Here is a 17682-nt window from a genome sequence, read left to right on the forward strand (position 1 = left end):
CGTGGGGTGAGAAGAGGGCGCGGGGGACAGCCCGCGCCGGCTGGCATAAGGTGAGCGGCGATTCAGACGGCAGGAAGGCGGCCTCTGAACCCGCGCGAAGGAATCACATGCCGATGTATTTTTTGCCCTGCTTCAGCACTACATCGCAGGCTTTGGTTTTCAGCTTCTCACCCATTGGCGAGTTGCTCAGGCTCTGCAGATTCAGCTGCTGGCCGTTGCCGGTATTCAGCAGGCCCTGAATCCCCTGCTGGTAATCGGTTTTCTGCTGCTGCGCGGTGGTGCTGCTCAGGCCCAGCTTATTCAGCACCTGATCTTTCACCGACTTCACGTTGTTATCCACCACGTTGTGCTGCACGCAATATTCCATCACGCCGGCGGCGTTGGTCATGCTATTGGCGCTCACCGCTTTATCGCCGCCGTTCAGCAGGCCGCTGAGCGAAGAGAGCGACAGGCCGCCGTTCTGCGTGTTGCTGGTGGCGGTGTTGCCGCTGTTCTGCTGCGACAGCTGCGATGCGGCGCTGCTCAGCTGATCCTGCCAGCTCGCCGCCGATGCGCTGCCGGCCACCAGAGCCGCCGCGATACCCCATCCCCAAACTAACCGTTGTGTTGCTTTTTTCATCTCAACCTCGTTGTGCTTATACGTCTGACTGCGTCAGTTGTGGTTAAGAGGCATGCAGCGGCAGAAAGTTCCGGAGAAGTGGCCGCCGCGCGCGAGTTTGGGAGTGTTCCGGAGGCGATTGCCGGGGTTTTGCGCAGCGTTTTTGGCAGCGCTGCTTTTTTCGACGCTTAGCGCACATCCCCATCGATTCCGGTTGCGCCGCAAGCGCGTAACGGTATAATCGCCCACGTTTTCCGCATCCTCTTCAGTGCCGAAGTGGCGAAATCGGTAGACGCAGTTGATTCAAAATCAACCGTAGAAATACGTGCCGGTTCGAGTCCGGCCTTCGGCACCATCTGATGCAACGAAGTCGCTTACTAGCGGCTTTTTTTGTGTCTGGGATTCTGGCTCCGTGAGGCTTTCTTCGCTTTTCATTCAACCTAAGTCAACCTGATTCAATCCACATCAATTTACTGATGTGGTTACGACTGCGAGTGTTTCCCGGTTCGATAATGTTTGTACCCACCTTGTTGATGTTCATTAGCTCTAGCGAATTGCGTTTTGCTCGTTGGTCTGAAATAGATTTTGAAAGGGCAATGTGAGCGATGCCGACAGAACGAGAAGATTTCGAAGGGATTAAACACTCACACTGTGGTTCAAAGACGCGTACACCTCATCTGATGCCGCTATCTCGGTAGGCATTGGACATCCTTAAACAGTTTCATAAGCTCAGTGGCAATCGTGATTTTGTTTTTATTGGCGAGCATAACCCTCGCAAGTCGATGAGCGAAAACATGATGAATCAGGCACTGCGCGTAAAGGGTTATGACACAAAGGTAGAGGTCTGTGGGCATGGTTTCAGGACGATGGCATGTAGTTCATTGATAGAATCGTGATTGTGGTCGAGGGATGCGGTTGAAAGGCAGATGAGTCATATGGAGCGTAACTCTGTGCGTGCGGCTTATATTCATAAGGCCGAGCATCTGGATGAGCGCAGACTGATGTTGCAGTGGTGGGCTGATTTTTTGGATGCGAATTGGGATATGGAGGTAGTCCGTTTGACTAAGCAAAAATCAATCGGGGTAACATCTAGTGTATGTGTTTAATTAATATAAAAATAATTAACCTCTGGATGTGTTTCGTTGGTGGGTGAAAAATGTACGATGCTGAAATTGCTCGTAATGAAAGTGTTAAAGAGCCTATAGATATCAGTAAGTAGCTTTTATAGAATAGGTGTATTCCTACTTTAGAGAACATGAAGTTATGAGCGCAATCACATTACGTAAAGCGTTGGGTGTACTTGCGAAGTCATCTTCGTTTTCCGTCACCACCGTGACACACCGCCAGAAGGATGAGTTAGATCAGTTGAAGGAACAACTCTTTGTTAAACAAGAGATTGAAACTGAATTGCAACGCTATCTGGATGTTGCTAAACCCGGCGAAATCATTTTTTTGTGCGGTAGTAGCGGGGACGGGAAGTCCGAAATTTTAACCCGCTGTCAGTCAGATCCGCGTTATCAGCGGCGATTTAGTTTCCATCTGGATGCGACTCATAGCTTTGCCCCTCGACAATCAGCCATCGATGCTTTGAATGAGTTATTTGTTAATCATCATCAGCAGTCATCTCCTTTGCTCATTGGCATCAACACCGGAATGCTTGCTAACTTTGCCCGAGAAGGCGCTGAATGCCATAAGGTGATTAGGTCTGCAATTGACTCATTTTTATCAGGGCAGCAGGATGCAAGCCGTCCTTACCGTAACGAGAATTGTTCTTTTTTTGATTTTGAACACTATCCTAAATTCCAGTTTAACGAAAATAAAAACTATTCATTATTTATTAAAACCTTATTAGATAACTTAACTCGTGACGATGATAATAATTTATTTCAGTTTATCTTTCGGCGCGATGAGTCAATTAATCCAGATCTAAAAGAGGTCGCAAACTATAAATTGCTTTGCATGTCTGGCGTGCAGAATGTATTAATTACGCAGCTTTTTAAAGCGCGGTTGATCAAAGACCAGTTTGTGACTACCCGAACGCTGTTAGACTTTCTGCACCATCTGTTGATGGGGCCTGGCTACTTATTTGATAACCTGTTCATCGGTGCAGAAAATGATCTGATTAAAAAAGTTTCTGATTTTGACCCCGCCAGATTGCACACCTATGAACTTGATCAATTTGTTTTGCGCTATGAACTGGGACTGGTTGACTCCGAACTTGATGATTTTTTAGCCGCACTTGAGCCGTTGCACATTAAGTTTGATCGCCAGAGCGTTAAGCCCGGTGACGCAACCTCCTTGATCCGTCTTTTCTGGCTGTTGCAGCACGAGTCGTTGGGTAATAATTATCATCGGAAATTCTCCGCGTTTTTTAACGAATCGTTGTTTGAGCGTTACTCAGAAATCTGGCATTTGCATAAAAATTACACAGCAGATTCTGAGCAAAAAAGATCACTGAATCGCTTCTATGCTTTTGAGCTTATCGCGGGTATCCAGCGCTATGCTAATCGCAAAGCACCTGAATTAAGTATGCAAAAAGAAGAGTTCTTTTTGGGTGAGTTTGGTGGGGTAAAAATAACCGCACCGGTAGAGGTGAAGCCTGATTGGGATGCTATCCGTAATAAAAACACGGCTCATCCAACTGGCTTCGATGTCTATTTAAAGGTTGGGCGAAATCCACTGCCGCATATCCATATCGGGCTTAATTTGTTCGAATTATTAGACAAGTTGAATAATGGCTATCGTCCGAATAAATACGATAAAAATGCCATCGTGTTACTGGATGAGATTGTAGAGTTGATCGCGGAGCAGGCTAAATCCAGCAACGAAATCAAATTTTATGATGGCAGACAACGGGTTTATCGTGCAAAGGCGGATGACGATATGATCACGATTAGCGGTATGGAGGGTTAGCAGAATGTACCCTATCGCAAACGAGTTAAAAGTGGGTAATAACCTACTGGATAGTTACCTGCCTGTGCGCAATAAAAATAACGATATTAGCTGGCAATTCGTCACCGGTCTGGTTCTTAGCTACGCCCTGAAACGCAAAATTGAAGCTTACGATCCCGAACAATTCCGTGAAGATTGTAAAACATATCTGCAGGAGCTGCTTGATGAGCCTGCATTCTGGTCCGTGTTGGAACGGATGTATTTTTCCAGTCAGGATATTTACCGTGTATCCCCACTTTTTTTACTGTTCCACGCCCAGTTTAATGGTGAAAAAATAAGTGCGGGTTCAACGGCAGATAAACGACTTGGAACGCTTTTTGCTAATTTGATGGGAGATTTTAGCCTTAGTTATCCCATACAGGACAGACTGAACTTCATCGAGCAGCAAATGCTGAATAAGCTCAATGAAAAAATAAAGCTGTTGGGGAAAGGACCGTTTGCCGAGGAGCAACCGTATCTTCCTTATATGGTAACGTGTTTTCAGTCCGATCTGTCGTTTTTGGCGGAGCACCCACAATACCTTTTACAAGAATTGACTAACACCCTGCGTTTGTACGCCTTCAGCTGGTGTGCTCAGTTGGCGCTCAATCTGGACAACTGGCAGGACGGCGAACCACAAAGCAAATCACTGTTTTTTATTCTTGATAGCGAGAAAGCCAGCTCCGAAAGGGAAAAGGTGAAACGTTATGGCTATAAGCTGTTCGCCAGCCAGAGCGAAAAACTGTTCCCGATACTTTCCGCGCTGGAAGTGTTGCAGGTAAAAGGTGAGAAAAAACGCCCTCTCTGGCAGGCATATCAGGATTGTTTGAATTATTCGGATTCCCCAAATCAAGTGTTAGATCAGATCAATGATTACATACAGAAATTTATTAGTAAGGAAGAACGAGATCTTCCTGCTCGTGATCGCGCAACAAATATGGAAAGTGCTTTCAAACAGCTATTATCCGTTGCCGTAGAGCAATTCCAGGATAAAAAAACTAACCGCGCGGATATAAATAAGAACTACATTAAGGAGCTGGAAAGCCAGATTTGCACTGACTTCATTCAGGTCCGTGGTCGGGCAGGAAAAGTGCTGGTGCTGAATCAGGATCGGCTTCTGTTACTGACTAATCTCACTGTAGGCAAAAATGACAAACTCCGCCTTCATGAACTGTTGCGTGGTTTTGAACAGCGCGGTTTTTATCTGGACAACCAGTCGGCGCAAACGTTGGTGGCGTTTTATGAACGCATGGGAAATGTAGAGCGAATGAGTGATAGTGGAGACGCCGTGTATGTCCGTAAAACAGTATGAAACCTATCTGGCAGAAACCTTCATTGAATGGGTAGGTGGCATCATTCAGCCCGGCGAGCGCTATCAGTTCAAATCTCCCGATCCCGATAATGCCCTAAAACTTTGGGAAGCATTCGTCTCTCTGGCGGACGGCAATCAGTTGGAAATTGCGCCAGGGCAATATATTGATTGCCTCCCCTGCAATGGTGTTCAGCTTATTCCTGTACTGCACGGAGCCGAGGCTCCAGCATTTACAGAAAACTACATTTCTCATTTGCGCGATGAAGTTGCAGGGCGCAGCGGTATTTTTGCCCAAACAGCGCTGTTGATTATTCATAACAGTATGCTCGATACCCTGATTAACAGCACGAAAGACGTAGCTGCACCGGATGCTATCTGGTATCCACAAACTTTCAGTCAGCAACTTGAAAAGCTCATTACCACAGGCAGTAAACGTTCGGAATTGTCCCACTGTTTGCTGGAGGATCAACTGGCGACGGTACTGGATGAAGGCGCGACCGTATTTGGTTTCTCGTCGCTGTATCGCTTGCTGGATGATGGCAATCTGGATTTCTCCGAGCTTCATCTGTTTAAAGATGATGAACTACTGAACTATAGCCAGAAGCAGCTACGCACCCGACTGAATGAAAATCGGAAATTATATCGCCAGATAGAAGATAGTGTTGAACGCTACAGTGGACAGCTGGAGAATGTGCTGCCTGAGTTTAGTTCAAAATTCATTCAGGAGCATTTTTACGATAAAGATGACTGGCGTGAGCTCGATTTCTCCGATTACAGGAAAGAGAAAGAACAGAATAGTGAACAAAAACTTGTGCTGGAGAACGTCTCTGTTGAAAACGGCGAGGTTTGGCAACGGGCGAAAAGCGCCAGTAAGGCAGGCAAACGTGACATCAGCCTGCTGGTGCAGGTACAGCCAGGGCAATCAAAGGCTGAGCTGGAGTTTAGTTTTCAGGGTAATGATCTTCAGGACAACCAGATAAAGATTGCCCATAATCGTCTGTTAAAAAATACACCTTTCTGGCGCACCAGCCGGGCGGGTGGCAAAACTTCCCGCATTATGGCGTCGGTGCCTTTTAGTGGGCATCCCTGCTTCTTAAGTCTCGAACTGACCAACCGCAATAATTCAGCTGAAGAGTATAAATTTCGCCTGCTGTTGGTCGAGCAGGGACAATTCTGGCTAAACGATATTCAGCACTGCTACCGTGTTGAGCCAGGTAAAGATCAAATAACCCTGCAACTGGAAGATAACACGCTGCGTATTGCCGAGTCTGGCAACCTGACCTATACATTGAATGACGAGAGCGAAGACATAGACTGCCAGCATTATGCTCAGGTGAATTTTGAGACGCTGGCAAATCAAAGTGACCTGGTTCAGTTTGCTATCGTTTCTGGCGATTCCCGTCTGTCGTTTAACATAGAGGGACCGGGAGCAGAAGAGGGGCTAACGCTGCCACTGCTTTTTGACCAAAGTCGTTTCAACAAATTGTTTAAGGAAGAGGGCAATGCAACCTGGAACCGACTAAAAGGGCGCATCATACTAGATAATATTGAACACAAGGTCGTCGGTGTACGCCAGCAGTTGTTGATAATGGAAGCCTCATTAATTGAGCAACGTCTGCTGGGTACAGGAAGTGACGATAGCGAGTTTACGCTGGATGAACTTCTTGCAAGCTACCCCGATCTCCATAACGCTTATGAGCAGTTATTTGCCTACTATCATCGTTGTAACACCCTGCCTAGTCTGGTGTCGTGGTCAGCGGAATATCGCGCACTAGTTAGCTACATTGTTACTACATTTGAACAGTCACTCCAGCAAATAGGCCTGAGCAGAGCGCTAACAGCGCATGAGAAACGTCTTCTGCATCTTGGGATCTGTCGCAATGATAGCCATGAGCGCCTCTCTCCGCTGCATCCTCTGGTGCTGGCCTACCATCTACAACTGGCAGAAACTATCGTTGCGGAGTCGGAACAGCACAATTCGGCATCATTTGCCTCACTACCGCCGATCACTCTTGATCGCTTGATGGTTTCCGGGTTAGTGCCGTTTGTTTATCACAGTGAGCATGAATACGCACAACTACAGCCGGTGGATGAAAACCGCTTCTGGATTGATGTGGTTCCCCAGCGGCAGGTCAGCCATGACTACGTTAAACGTCTGGTAAAAGAGAAACTTAATGAGTTCACGGACGCTTACGCCCGGTTGTTCCAGAGCGTTGAAAACAGTGCGTTAATTATCAATGCCATTAATCAAGGGAACGCCAAAGAGCTGTTTCTAGGATTAGTAGAATATTTTAAGCAAGAAAAAGAGAAGGCTATTTCGATTCATGTGAACTGCTACGATGAACGTTTGCAACCAAATATGTTCGATCACTTTGCAGAAAGTGGTAGCTATGAGCAGCTTAAAAACGATCTCGATCTGAACAGCGGCGTATGGCGGGCGGAAGCCGATATGCTGATTGACCTGCTGCGTAGCCGGTTAACGTTCAGCAAGTTTGTCCTGCCGTCAGAAAGCGACAAGCTGGACTATGCACATCTGGCATTTTTCACCAATACAGCACCTGTGGATTGCCGCCAGATCAGCATTGAAGATGCGTCCAGTGGGGTATTGTGTCATGGGTTGATTGCTGGGGAAGGTGCCGAAACTCAGGGGGATGCTTACTTTACCGCGTTTGGACTTCGTAATGTGGATACTGAGTGCTATGGCGCTTTGCGTCTTGCCCGACTAATCGGCTGCCTGTGGCAACCTGCACGTCAAAGCAACAGCCAGTATCATGGACAAGGGATCGGCCTGGCTGTGAGCGGTAATTTTAAACAGCTGCTCAATTACTCCTACAATAGCGCGCTCTGGACCACCATTATTGATCCAAAAGTCACTCTCGACTTTTTCACCAGTCAGAAAGATGTAGTACTTATCCACTATTCTGACCAGTACACCAGTTGTGCAGGCTATGATGCCGTCACCGTCACGAAGCAGGTTGATTTGTTCCTGCGGTTGCTCCAGACCGGAAGCCAGTCAGGGCAACCTGCTGTTGATAGTCAGCATTTGCTGGCTGAATTTAATGCCTTTAACGGCGAATGGCTGCTGAAGATGCTGCGCTCCAATGAACGAGAGCGTAAAGAGAAGCACGGCATTATAGGTGCATACAAATTCGTGCAATCTATGTTGCACCAGTCCGACATTTGCTGGATTCCGTTATCGGTGGCCGAAATGATCCGTGTCTCCGGCAATGTCGGGCTGAAAATGAAAGAGAGCGATTTATCCAGAAATTTACAGGGTTATCGTAACGGCGCGATCTCTGATGATGTGCTCTTTGTGGGTTTCAAAGAAAACCGCCTCTATCTGTTACCGCTGGAAGTTAAAACCGGGGCGCGGCCTGACTACAGCTATGCAGGCCAACAGGCTCGTGAGTTGAAACGCTACTTACAGCAGGACCTTCTGGAACCACAAACGCTGGCATCACAATTGTACCGGGCGCTCTTTATTCGTCAGGTACTGATGCAGGTGGAGAAACTGCGTCTGTACGGTGTGCTGGATAGCAACAAACTGGCTTCCTTGCTGGAACGACGCGAATGGTGGTTAACGGGCGACTATCAATTAGGTGAGTTGGCCGACTATGTGGATGGCTTCGTCGTGGCACATGTCGACAGCGCAACCTGTTTCGATCTCTCTTATAAAGAGACAGCGGAGAATATCTTACAGATTGAAATCCCTTATTCACTGCTGCCTTCGCTGATTGCCGCACAGGGGGATGAATTACCTCTTGCCGAACGTTACCGGGTGCCGGAAAAATATCGGCTTAAGCCAGAGTGTGATGCCAGTCCGTTACAACCCGAAGTCATGGTAGAAGTCACAACGCCGACTACTGCGCAATCCATTTCGGAACCGGACTCGCTACCGCCTGCTGTAACTGTGGCGACTACTGATATTAGCGATACTCCATTACAGATCCTGTTTGGTCATGATGCTGCGCGACAGAGTCCGTTACATTGGGAACCAACTAACACCGCGAAGTTCATGAATACCAATACCGGCATTATTGGAACGATGGGCACCGGTAAAACCCAGTTTACTAAATCGCTGGTCACACAGTTGATGCGTAATCAGTCTTGCAACGTTGATGGTAAACCTATTGGTTTGCTGATCTTCGACTACAAATCAGACTATGTGGACGAGGCTTTTATTGATGCTACGGGGGCCAAAAAGCACAAATTATTTAAGCTGCCTTACAACCCCTTATCTCTGTTTGGCGATACGCCAATGCTACCAATCCACACCGCTGGTGGACTATCGGAAACAATGGCGAAAGCTTATGGGCTGGGCCATAAGCAGCAGCTCAAACTAGAAAATCTAATTTTAGAATGCTACGAAGCGGCAGGTATTTCACCGGAAGATCCGACAACATGGTCAAGGACTGCACCGACGATTGAAGATGTATGGCAGCGATTCCTCGATCAGGAGAAGGTTGAAGAAGATTCACTTTACGCAGCACTTTCTAAACTGGCGCGTTATAAGATATTCGAGACCATCCCGGAGAAGATGACCAGCTTGTACGAATTGATTGACGGCGTCACCGTGATTGAACTGGCTAGCTACCCGCCAGAAGTGCAAAACCTGGTGGTCGCACTCACGCTGGATCTGTTTTACGCTCAGATGCAAAAGCGCGGTAAACCCGTAGTACGGGGGGATTACCGTCAGCTCACGAAAATGATTCTGGTGGATGAAGCCGATAACTTCATGCGCCAGGATTTCTCCAGCCTGCGTAAGATCCTTAAAGAAGGCCGTGAGTATGGCGTTGGTGCGATCCTGTCAACGCAGGAGATCACTCACTTTAAGACCGGGGAAAATAATTATGCTTCCTATATTTTAACATGGGTGATCCATCGTGTTTCTGAGATTCGGAATGCGGATATTAAGGCTGTATTTAATGTCGATGATAAAGGTGAGCAAGAGTCTTTGATGGGACAGATTCGGCAGCTTGAGAAGCATTTTAGCCTGTATGTGGATGGGGATAAGCGGGTTAAGAAGATGCGTGATCGGGCTTTTTGGGAGCTGATATGATTCTAGTTATGATTTATGGAGGTGTTAGATGAGTGATGACTCTAATACTATTACATCAAGTGACAGTTACATTAAGTCTACTGGGATAAGATGTGTAAATGCTGTGTGTGCTCTTTCTTTCTGGCGAGAGTTTATTGCATATTTCTTCCTAGGAAGTATGGGGCTATGGCTTCCTCCTTTTTTAGGGGCTTCTGGCGCGAATGCAGTTTTTGATCCAATGAATGTTTTAACATTTGGTCTTGTGACATTGTTTATAATACTAGAAGCAAGGCTTTTTATGGATAAAAATGATGATGCTAAATCTCCTGGAGTAACTAAATTAATAGTTTTGCTAGGTGTGATATTATTGTGCATCGGATATGTCAAAGGTGTTGTAACAAATGGGATTCCATTATTATGGGGGGTGAGTTGGGTTCACATCTCTTTATTTTTTACAATGTTAGTTTGGCTGCTTAACCATGTTAATACATCAAGATATGATCCAAAAGGCATTAATGAGATGCTTGGGGGGAGCGTATGAGTAATGAAATTAGACTTCCAGCAATTAAAATAGAGCAACCAATTGGATCATTTTATGCAGTTTCTATGCGTTCGGATCTGTTATCAAAAGTTGCTTTTAGCTCTAGAGCTGAATATAAAAAATCCGATCTTCAAGAAGGTATCTTTTCGCTTTTAAAAGGTAACCAGCGTGAGTTGGATTTAAAACGTAGCAAACAAATAGGCCAGTATATTGACAGTGTTGAGTCAACATTCCCAAATTCTATAATTCTTGGTGCCAATTTTGATAAGGACGGGAATTTGATCGAGGATTATGATATTAGATGGCGAGTGGAAAAGAATGGGAATTTATATACCTTAGTTATACCTTCGGAAAACAATATTGTAGCAACAATAATTGATGGGCAGCATCGACTATCAGGGTTTGGGTATTCAGAGCGTGAAAATATGGAGCTTTTATGTTCTGTATTTATTGATCTTCCTGCGCCATATCAGGCATATATTTTCGCTACCATAAATTTTAATCAAAAAAATGTTAACAAAAGCCTTGCATATGATTTATATGGATTTAGAGTTGAAGAAGAAGATAAGAAAGAATGGTCACCAGAAAAATTAGCTGTATTTATAGCTAGAAGATTAAATAAATATTGTGAACCTTTGAAAGATAAAATAAAGCTAGGGGCGCCTTCCGACATTGATGATACTAGTTCCTCTATGAAATTAATTTCTCTATCAACTATTGTTGATGGTGTGATGAAATTGATAACTAATAATCCCAAGAAGGATAGAGATGAACTTCTTAACTTCAAAAATAAAAATGGCCGAAGTGCTCTATCAAGAAAAATGATTTCCCAGCCGTTAAGAGATTTATATATAGAATATAAAGACGATGAAATTGAAGGGGTAATAATAAAATATTTCACTAAAATCAAAGAAATATTATGGATTCATCAATCGGATAACAGCTATTTATTAAAAACAATCGGTTTTCAAACGCAGTTTGAAATTCTTAGGCAATATTTACTGTCGACATCTGATTATGAGCTCAATGGTATTGATGAAAAATTAGAACTGCTTGTGGATATTGATTTTTCTGATATTTTCTTTACTGCATCAGGAATTGGTGCAACACGAATGAAGAACATATCATTGATTAGAATAAAATTGAAATCTCTTACTGATCTAGTTGAACATAAAGATTATAACGATTATGTGAGGTTACTCAAATAGGATGATATATTTCGCAAGGCCTGATATGAAATATAACATTCTCAGACCTTGCGGTTTTTTATAGTACTTGAACCAAATCCTTTAAACTCCGATAATTCCTCAACGCAGTAATCCCATCCTCAACATGCGCAGCCCATGCTTTAATCATTGCCTTCTGCTCCAATTGTGGATAAAGCATCTTCAACACCAGTTCTGTAGTTTGCAATGTTTCCCCTAGCCACGTAATTTTATCCAGCACCAGAGAGCCATCCAGCTTCTTACTATCCCGCTCAGGTGAATAACGAAATGCACTCTCCACTGAGCGGAAAAATGCCAGTCGAGCCGCGATATTGGGCGTAATCCCCGTAAATCCTTTTAGCTTTTTAAGCTGGTCTTCAGTCTGACGACTAAGAGACATTCGATTCGGGAGCATCAGATAGCCTCCTTGGTTAATTCCCAGAAATAGCCAGGCTTCAGCGCAGATGATTTGGTATGTGCATTAAACACTATTTCATAAGCATGAGAAATATCATCACGCAGTCGATCGACGAAATAACGCTCGTCCACTTCGGTATCTGTAGACAGCAACACCACCTGATGACTGGCAAACGGGAAGTAGTGGTTAATCAGTTTATCTCTATGTTGAGAGTCTAAACGGCCTAATGGAGTATCAATGATTACCGGCAAATCACGACCAGAAGTTTTTGCCAGGGCCTCAAGAATCGCAATCGCATAAATCTGTTTCTCTCCGGCAGAGAGTAGCTTGCGATTGATCACCGAGCCGTTTTCATCCACTAATTCCACATCAAACGTTTCAGGGTTGATGTGTGCATTGAGCTGCAAATCCTCTTTACGAGCTAATTTACGGTAAGCACCTTCAAAATTCGCTGATAGCGTTTTCACCCTTGCTTGAGTTAAAAGTTCACTGTAGCGGTCAAGTAGGTTGATTGTTTCTTGAGCATTATTAAATGCACTATCGGAGTTATGTTGATTACGTGCCAGATCGTGTGTTTTTTGTACCTGACGAGCACAGTCCAGTTGCAGCTGTTTAGTTTGTTTTGCTTCTTCCAACAGCGAGCGATACTCCTGCCGTTTACTCTCGCGTTTACGGTCAAGTTCCCGAACTTTTTCAAATATATCGATAAGTTGATCATCTTCCGGTGCACGAGCAATGTTTGCCGCGGCTTGCTCAAGCTGCTCTTCAACTTCAGCCAATTGGTTACGATAAAGATCAAAACGCTGCCACGCTTTCTTACTGTCCTTTTCGATCGATTGTTGGATCATCCCAGCTTCGCGTTCGGAGATGTCAAATAACAGCTCACCTTTAGGTTTTCCAGCCAGATAATCTTTCAGATTATCTTCAATTGATTCGGCAGCAATTTTGCCAGTAGTTCCTGAACGGAATGAAATATCATTTTTCAGCTGCGTAAGAAATTGAGTTAATTCCTTTTCAAAACTGTTTGCCTGCTTAATTTGTATCTCTGCACTAATTTGCTCAAGCAATAGCCCTAGAGTCTTAGGTGCCAGAGCATAAGGTAGTGAGCTATCGCATTCATGGCGCAATGCTTTTTCAAGGCGATCTTTTTCTTTTAACAGAGTGTCAACTTTCTGTTTTTCTTTTGCTTTTGTCTGAGCAAAAGCACCACCTTGCGCATTCAGAAGTGCTTCATATCGGTTGATTTCTTTTGATAGAAAATCAATTCGTATTTTGGCAAAATCAGCTTTTTCTAAAATATGCTCTGTCTGAAAAGCAAACTGCTTAACCTGTTCTTCAAGTTCAGCAAGTTTTTGTTGTTGGGAGTCTGCTAGTTGGCTGGATTGCTGACGCTTAACAAAGATCATCAAATCATTACGAAGTTTCGCGATGAGATCTAAACCTAACAAGCGACGTACGGCTGTACGCAGAACATTACCAGAGTCATCTTCAGCGAGCTCTGCAATTTTTTCACCATCAAAGAAGAACAAATCGGCAATTCCATGCGGAATTAATTCATTCAAGAAACCCTGGCATTGATCATAATCCAACTCTTCAAGAAGTTGGTCATCTTGCTGGAGGGAAAGTTGATCCTTTTTCCCTTTTTTCCATGTGCGCGTGACGGTAAACTCAGCTTCATGCCCGCCTTTATTATAGGTGAAAACAAGTTTAATCGAAGCTTCATTTGGCCGTTCATCAGTCGTTAATCCTTTGTGAATTAATGCGCTGAGTTCTTCAACATACTCTTGTTGTTGAGTTGCTGGGCCGAACGCTAACCGACCATACAATGCCAGGCGGATTGCAGACAGAATTGATGTTTTTCCTGCTCCGTTAAGACCACCGAAAAGAACTATTGGACGCGGGTTATCATCGTTCCGGCGCTTTCTCGGGGCCAAGTCAATGACATGAGTACCATTGAATACACGGAAATTACGCAATACCAGCTGTTTAATTAACACGTTCTTTTTCCTCACTGGTAAGCAGAGTTGGCTCGCTCACTTCGGCAATTCTGCGCTGCAAGATCTGTAGTTCGGCTTCCAATTTTGCTACTTCATCCTGATGAATATCTCGGTCGTTCCGTTTCTGTAAGGCTTGTTGCTGCTGTTTAATCTCCTCGAGACTGCCCCAGTCTTGTTTCAAGATGGTGCCAAGTTTGTCGAAGATACCCTGACGGCGGCTGAGTCCTTCCATAGAAACCTCAAGCTCAATCAGTTTCATAACCATCTCAGGAACTACCTCAAACCCTTGGGCGATCTGCTCAAGCAGTTCCGCATCGCTAGCATTGAAACGTGACTGGTCGTCAATAACCCAGTCCAGGTCTTTCCCGTAAACGTCGCGGTAAATACCTGGCAAAGTATCGTACCAGTCCGGCTCATTAGGGTCTTTCAGCCATTCCTGTCGAATAGCGTGTAGCTCCGGCTGCGTAATTAACGTGATGGTATGGCCCTGATTGTTCAAATCGCGCTCAATTTCAAGCAAATCTTTAAGCCACTTCTGACGATATTTGAGCCAGTAAGGGCCGGGAACATGCTTACGTTCCGCACTGATTTCTTCGCCGTCTTTGGCATATTGATAACTCACTTTACCGGTACGGCGCTTATAATTGCGGAACGTATCTTTATTCACGGGGTCTGTGGTAAATGCCAAAAGATCGCGATATTTCAGCAAAGGGGACATCCACTCTTCGCCATTCTTGATCAGACTTTCCATCGCTTTATCTTTGGTGACTACGGTACAGGTCCAGCAGCCAAAGCGGGAGTTACCACAGGAAGGGGTACTTTCATCGATCACCAGTGGACACTCGCCCTGTGCGGAAGAGTCCATATAGAGTGTCCATAGCGGGCGGTTATTGCCGCCCCAAGGGCTTTCCCACTCAGTAATATCTTCTGGGGCATAGCGAAACGCACCGCGCAGCAGCTTCCAGACATCTTCTACATCCCAGGTATCAATGGGGGTATAGATAAATGCATTTGCCAGCGTAGTGTGCCTGGCAAGGCGAGAGCCATCAATTTTATGCTTTGCTATTACCTGCGCGCGAGAAGCACTTTCGCTACTGCGCGAACCCAACACGACGATAACTTCATCAAACTGGCTGACTTTATCTTTAATAAAGTCACTTACTGGATTGATTTTCATACGCTCAGTGCACCAGCGAAAACTACGGGTTGGGGCCGGATAACCTTTCCCCAGCAAATTGACCCAGAAGGTTTCATTCGTTTTAGGCGTTACTGCATGTTGTGTGATCGGCAGGCCGTTACGTTTTGCGCCTGCTTCAATCTGCAACATTGTTTTCTTAATCAGATCCACGACCACTGGTGTTTCCACCAGTGTATCTGATGACACCAGAAAAACATCTTTGCTGCGCATTTCCGGGGGCAGGCCTAGCAGGGCCAGATACACCAGCGTGATCACTGCGGAAGAATCTTTCCCGCCGCTATAGCCAATTACCCACGGACGCTTATCCGCACAATAAATTCTTTGAACCTCAGCAACATATTCGGCCAGAGGGCGTCCAGCGAACTGCTCCTGATTAATAAAATCTTCGTATTCGGCCAAATCATAGGCCTGAACTAATTTACTCATGAGACAACCATTTGATCTTCAAGCTCCTGTTTCTTCAGGAGTGAGGGGAATTGAGAGCGCGGTTTTTAATGCATTGCAGGTAAGCTGGATCGCCGTACTGGTTTTACTCAGCTTGCCGTGCTGCATCGCGCGTTTGATCAGATCCGGATTGTTTCTGCGCCAGTTAAAGGTTTTGAGTGCAGCAATTTTCTCCGGCCACTGCTCGGAGTAGTCTATCAGCAGGGCATACCCCAGTTGTCCGAGTGCCTGCAAACCAATGCCGTGAGCGTGAACATAGTCCTGACGTAGTTGAACCGGTGATACTTCTTTTTTTGCGGCTAACTGCCAGTCCGGCATTACATGATAAATAGCCTGCCAATAGCGAGTTGCTATCTGGGTACATTCTTCAAAATTTCCCTCTTTAGGATCTTTTCCCAGCAACGCACGGGTAGCTTGTTTGATGCTGCTTAACGTAAATAATTTATTTGATCGCTGACTGATACCGGATTTTTCCAGTTCAGTCATTCCGACAAACGGCTCTACGGACATTGCCAGATAACGTGCCAGATTTGAACTGGCATCCCGATGATCATACAACGATGCCAGTGACGGGCTGGGACGAATAGCGTATTTATTCAGATCGGCAAACATCTGTTGGCTGCGTTTTAATCCTTCATCGACAAAAAAGAGCACCGGAATGTTATCCTGACCCAGCTCTGGGCGTGCTTCTAAAGCATCTTCGATTGCTTTACGACGATGCTGACCGTCATTGATCAGAATTTGCGCATCCATCGGTACGCATAACGTTCCCAGGTTGTTTGTACCTGGGTGCTCATCAAACTGGACGTCAACGGCAATGGATGCTGTAAGCGCGGAGAACACATAATCTTTTGGATTTTCCAGAAGATAACGCACCATTTCGGGGATACGCGATTTATTCAGTGTGCGCTGTGCGCGTAGCTCAGGCGGTACGTCATTTTCATCAAAGCTGAATATCTTGGGAATGATGCGCATCGGGCACGTGGCGATGTAGAAAGGACGACCAGCCTGAATGCCACGTATAGCTGGAAAAGAGTAGCAGTAATCTGCATCAACACTAGCCATGCTGTAATCCGTATAAAAATCGAATGAATTTGATTACGTGATATTTTACGTAACTCAAGGCGAAATTTACAGTTTTTTTACGTAAAAAATTGCGTAACGCCTTCCAAACTCAAAAAATTTTACCTGAAGGTTTGGAAATTCTGTGTACTGTTAATTGGAAAATAACTCTTTTGTGAAGGTATTTTTGTTTTTAATCAGTAGGTTATGTGAGCTTGGTGCTTTATTCACTTTCTCGTTATCCTGTCACATATCTTTTGTCGTGATCCTGATAGGTGCAGACTTAGCTTTGACTGATCGGTTTAGATTACTTCCAACAGCCGGTCGTTGGGGTACACTTCATAGTCAATCCAGCTGGACCAGCAGAACAAACTCACTTATAGATATCGGTTGTTCACCGTAAATTCAATTAATGTCCATCTCTATTATACTTGTAATCCATTAAGATCGCGTAAAACTTGGTGATTATAAGTTTAAAGTTTTAACAAAAGGCTTGAGTTATAATGTTTATGTAGAATATTGACCATTAAATTTTAATTTGAGATATGACAACATGTTTTTGCACCATTCTTTTAAATATACATACACAATGAAAAAGAGAAAGTTATTACCTGTCAGGCTCGAATATATGAGCTGCCTTTACTGTGGCTGTTTAGAAAAGTGTTAGAAGGCAGTAGTGATAAATAGTACGTATTGATAAAGTAATAACGGTGAATGGTTTTCCTGTGCGTATAGGAGATTAGTTTTCTGAAAGGTAATTTTAAAGATAGTGATATTTTATTTAAGGTGGGGTAAAAATTAAACAAAAATATCCATAGTCACTGAAGCCTATCCTTCATGATGTTAGCATAATTCATTGCTTTAGCTATAGATATAAAGCTTTAGCAGGATTTTTTCTGAAGCGCAGATAGATGATATAATAAATTTCACGCGAGAAG

At 44.7% G+C, this 17682-nt stretch carries 9 protein-coding genes, 1 tRNA gene and 2 pseudogenes; 7 read left to right on the top strand and 5 right to left on the bottom strand.

Translation table 11 applies throughout. From position 1 onward, the window contains the following. Positions 1–103: 103 nt before the first annotated feature. Positions 104–619 carry a DUF2501 domain-containing protein gene (locus ABVR31_RS03205; protein ID WP_104093767.1) on the bottom strand — a complete coding sequence of 172 codons (516 nt, stop codon included), beginning with the start codon at positions 617–619 and terminating at the stop codon, positions 104–106. Between the two features lie 249 nt (positions 620–868). On the opposite strand from ABVR31_RS03205, the gene ABVR31_RS03210 reads away from it, so the two are divergent. The 7 genes and pseudogenes from ABVR31_RS03210 to ABVR31_RS03240 all read left to right on the top strand — a co-directional run bounded on the left by ABVR31_RS03210 (position 869) and on the right by ABVR31_RS03240 (position 11628). Further along, positions 869–953, top strand: a tRNA-Leu gene (locus ABVR31_RS03210). Positions 954–1122: 169 nt separating this feature from the next. Further along, positions 1123–1704: pseudogene (locus tag ABVR31_RS03215) on the top strand (tyrosine-type recombinase/integrase); the annotation flags it as partial. A 157-nt stretch (positions 1705–1861) separates the two neighbouring features. Beyond that, positions 1862–3511: a DNA phosphorothioation-dependent restriction protein DptF gene (dptF, locus tag ABVR31_RS03220; RefSeq protein WP_372771806.1), complete on the top strand. Its 1650-nt coding sequence runs from the start codon at positions 1862–1864 to the stop codon at positions 3509–3511. A gap of 4 nt (positions 3512–3515) precedes the next feature. Then, positions 3516–4841 (top strand): DNA phosphorothioation-dependent restriction protein DptG, encoded by a 1326-nt coding sequence (gene dptG / locus ABVR31_RS03225; RefSeq protein ID WP_372771807.1) that lies wholly within the window; start codon positions 3516–3518, stop codon positions 4839–4841. Next, positions 4822–9900: a DNA phosphorothioation-dependent restriction protein DptH gene (gene dptH / locus ABVR31_RS03230; protein WP_372771808.1), complete on the top strand. Its 5079-nt coding sequence runs from the start codon at positions 4822–4824 to the stop codon at positions 9898–9900. Before dptG ends, dptH begins: the two co-directional genes overlap by 20 nt. Positions 9901–9928: 28 nt before the next feature. Beyond that, positions 9929–10420 (top strand): hypothetical protein, encoded by a 492-nt coding sequence (locus tag ABVR31_RS03235; protein WP_211725746.1) that lies wholly within the window; start codon positions 9929–9931, stop codon positions 10418–10420. Further along, on the top strand, positions 10417–11628 hold the full coding sequence (locus tag ABVR31_RS03240) for a DNA phosphorothioation-associated DGQHR protein 1 (protein WP_278707645.1): 1212 nt from the start codon (positions 10417–10419) through the stop codon (positions 11626–11628). Before ABVR31_RS03235 ends, ABVR31_RS03240 begins: the two co-directional genes overlap by 4 nt. Positions 11629–11686: 58 nt before the next feature. Here the strand turns inward: ABVR31_RS03240 and dndE are convergent, their stop codons facing one another. From dndE to dndB, 4 genes and pseudogenes are all read right to left on the bottom strand, one after another. Beyond that, the gene (gene dndE, locus ABVR31_RS03245; RefSeq protein WP_211725744.1) at positions 11687–12040 is read right to left on the bottom strand and encodes a DNA sulfur modification protein DndE; all 354 of its coding nucleotides are present in this window, start codon (positions 12038–12040) and stop codon (positions 11687–11689) included. After that, on the bottom strand, positions 12040–14040 hold the full coding sequence (dndD, locus tag ABVR31_RS03250) for a DNA sulfur modification protein DndD (protein ID WP_372771809.1): 2001 nt from the start codon (positions 14038–14040) through the stop codon (positions 12040–12042). Before dndD ends, dndE begins: the two co-directional genes overlap by 1 nt. After that, entirely contained in the window at positions 14030–15664 is a 1635-nt protein-coding gene (gene dndC / locus ABVR31_RS03255) for a DNA phosphorothioation system sulfurtransferase DndC (RefSeq protein WP_372771810.1), read from the bottom strand. Before dndC ends, dndD begins: the two co-directional genes overlap by 11 nt. Continuing rightward, positions 15661–16747: pseudogene (gene dndB / locus ABVR31_RS03260) on the bottom strand (DNA sulfur modification protein DndB). Before dndB ends, dndC begins: the two are co-directional and overlap by 4 nt. Between the last annotated feature and the right edge of the window lie 935 nt (positions 16748–17682).

This window comes from Pantoea sp. WEP (genome assembly GCF_041678305.1).
Lineage (GTDB): Bacteria > Pseudomonadota > Gammaproteobacteria > Enterobacterales > Enterobacteriaceae > Pantoea > Pantoea dispersa.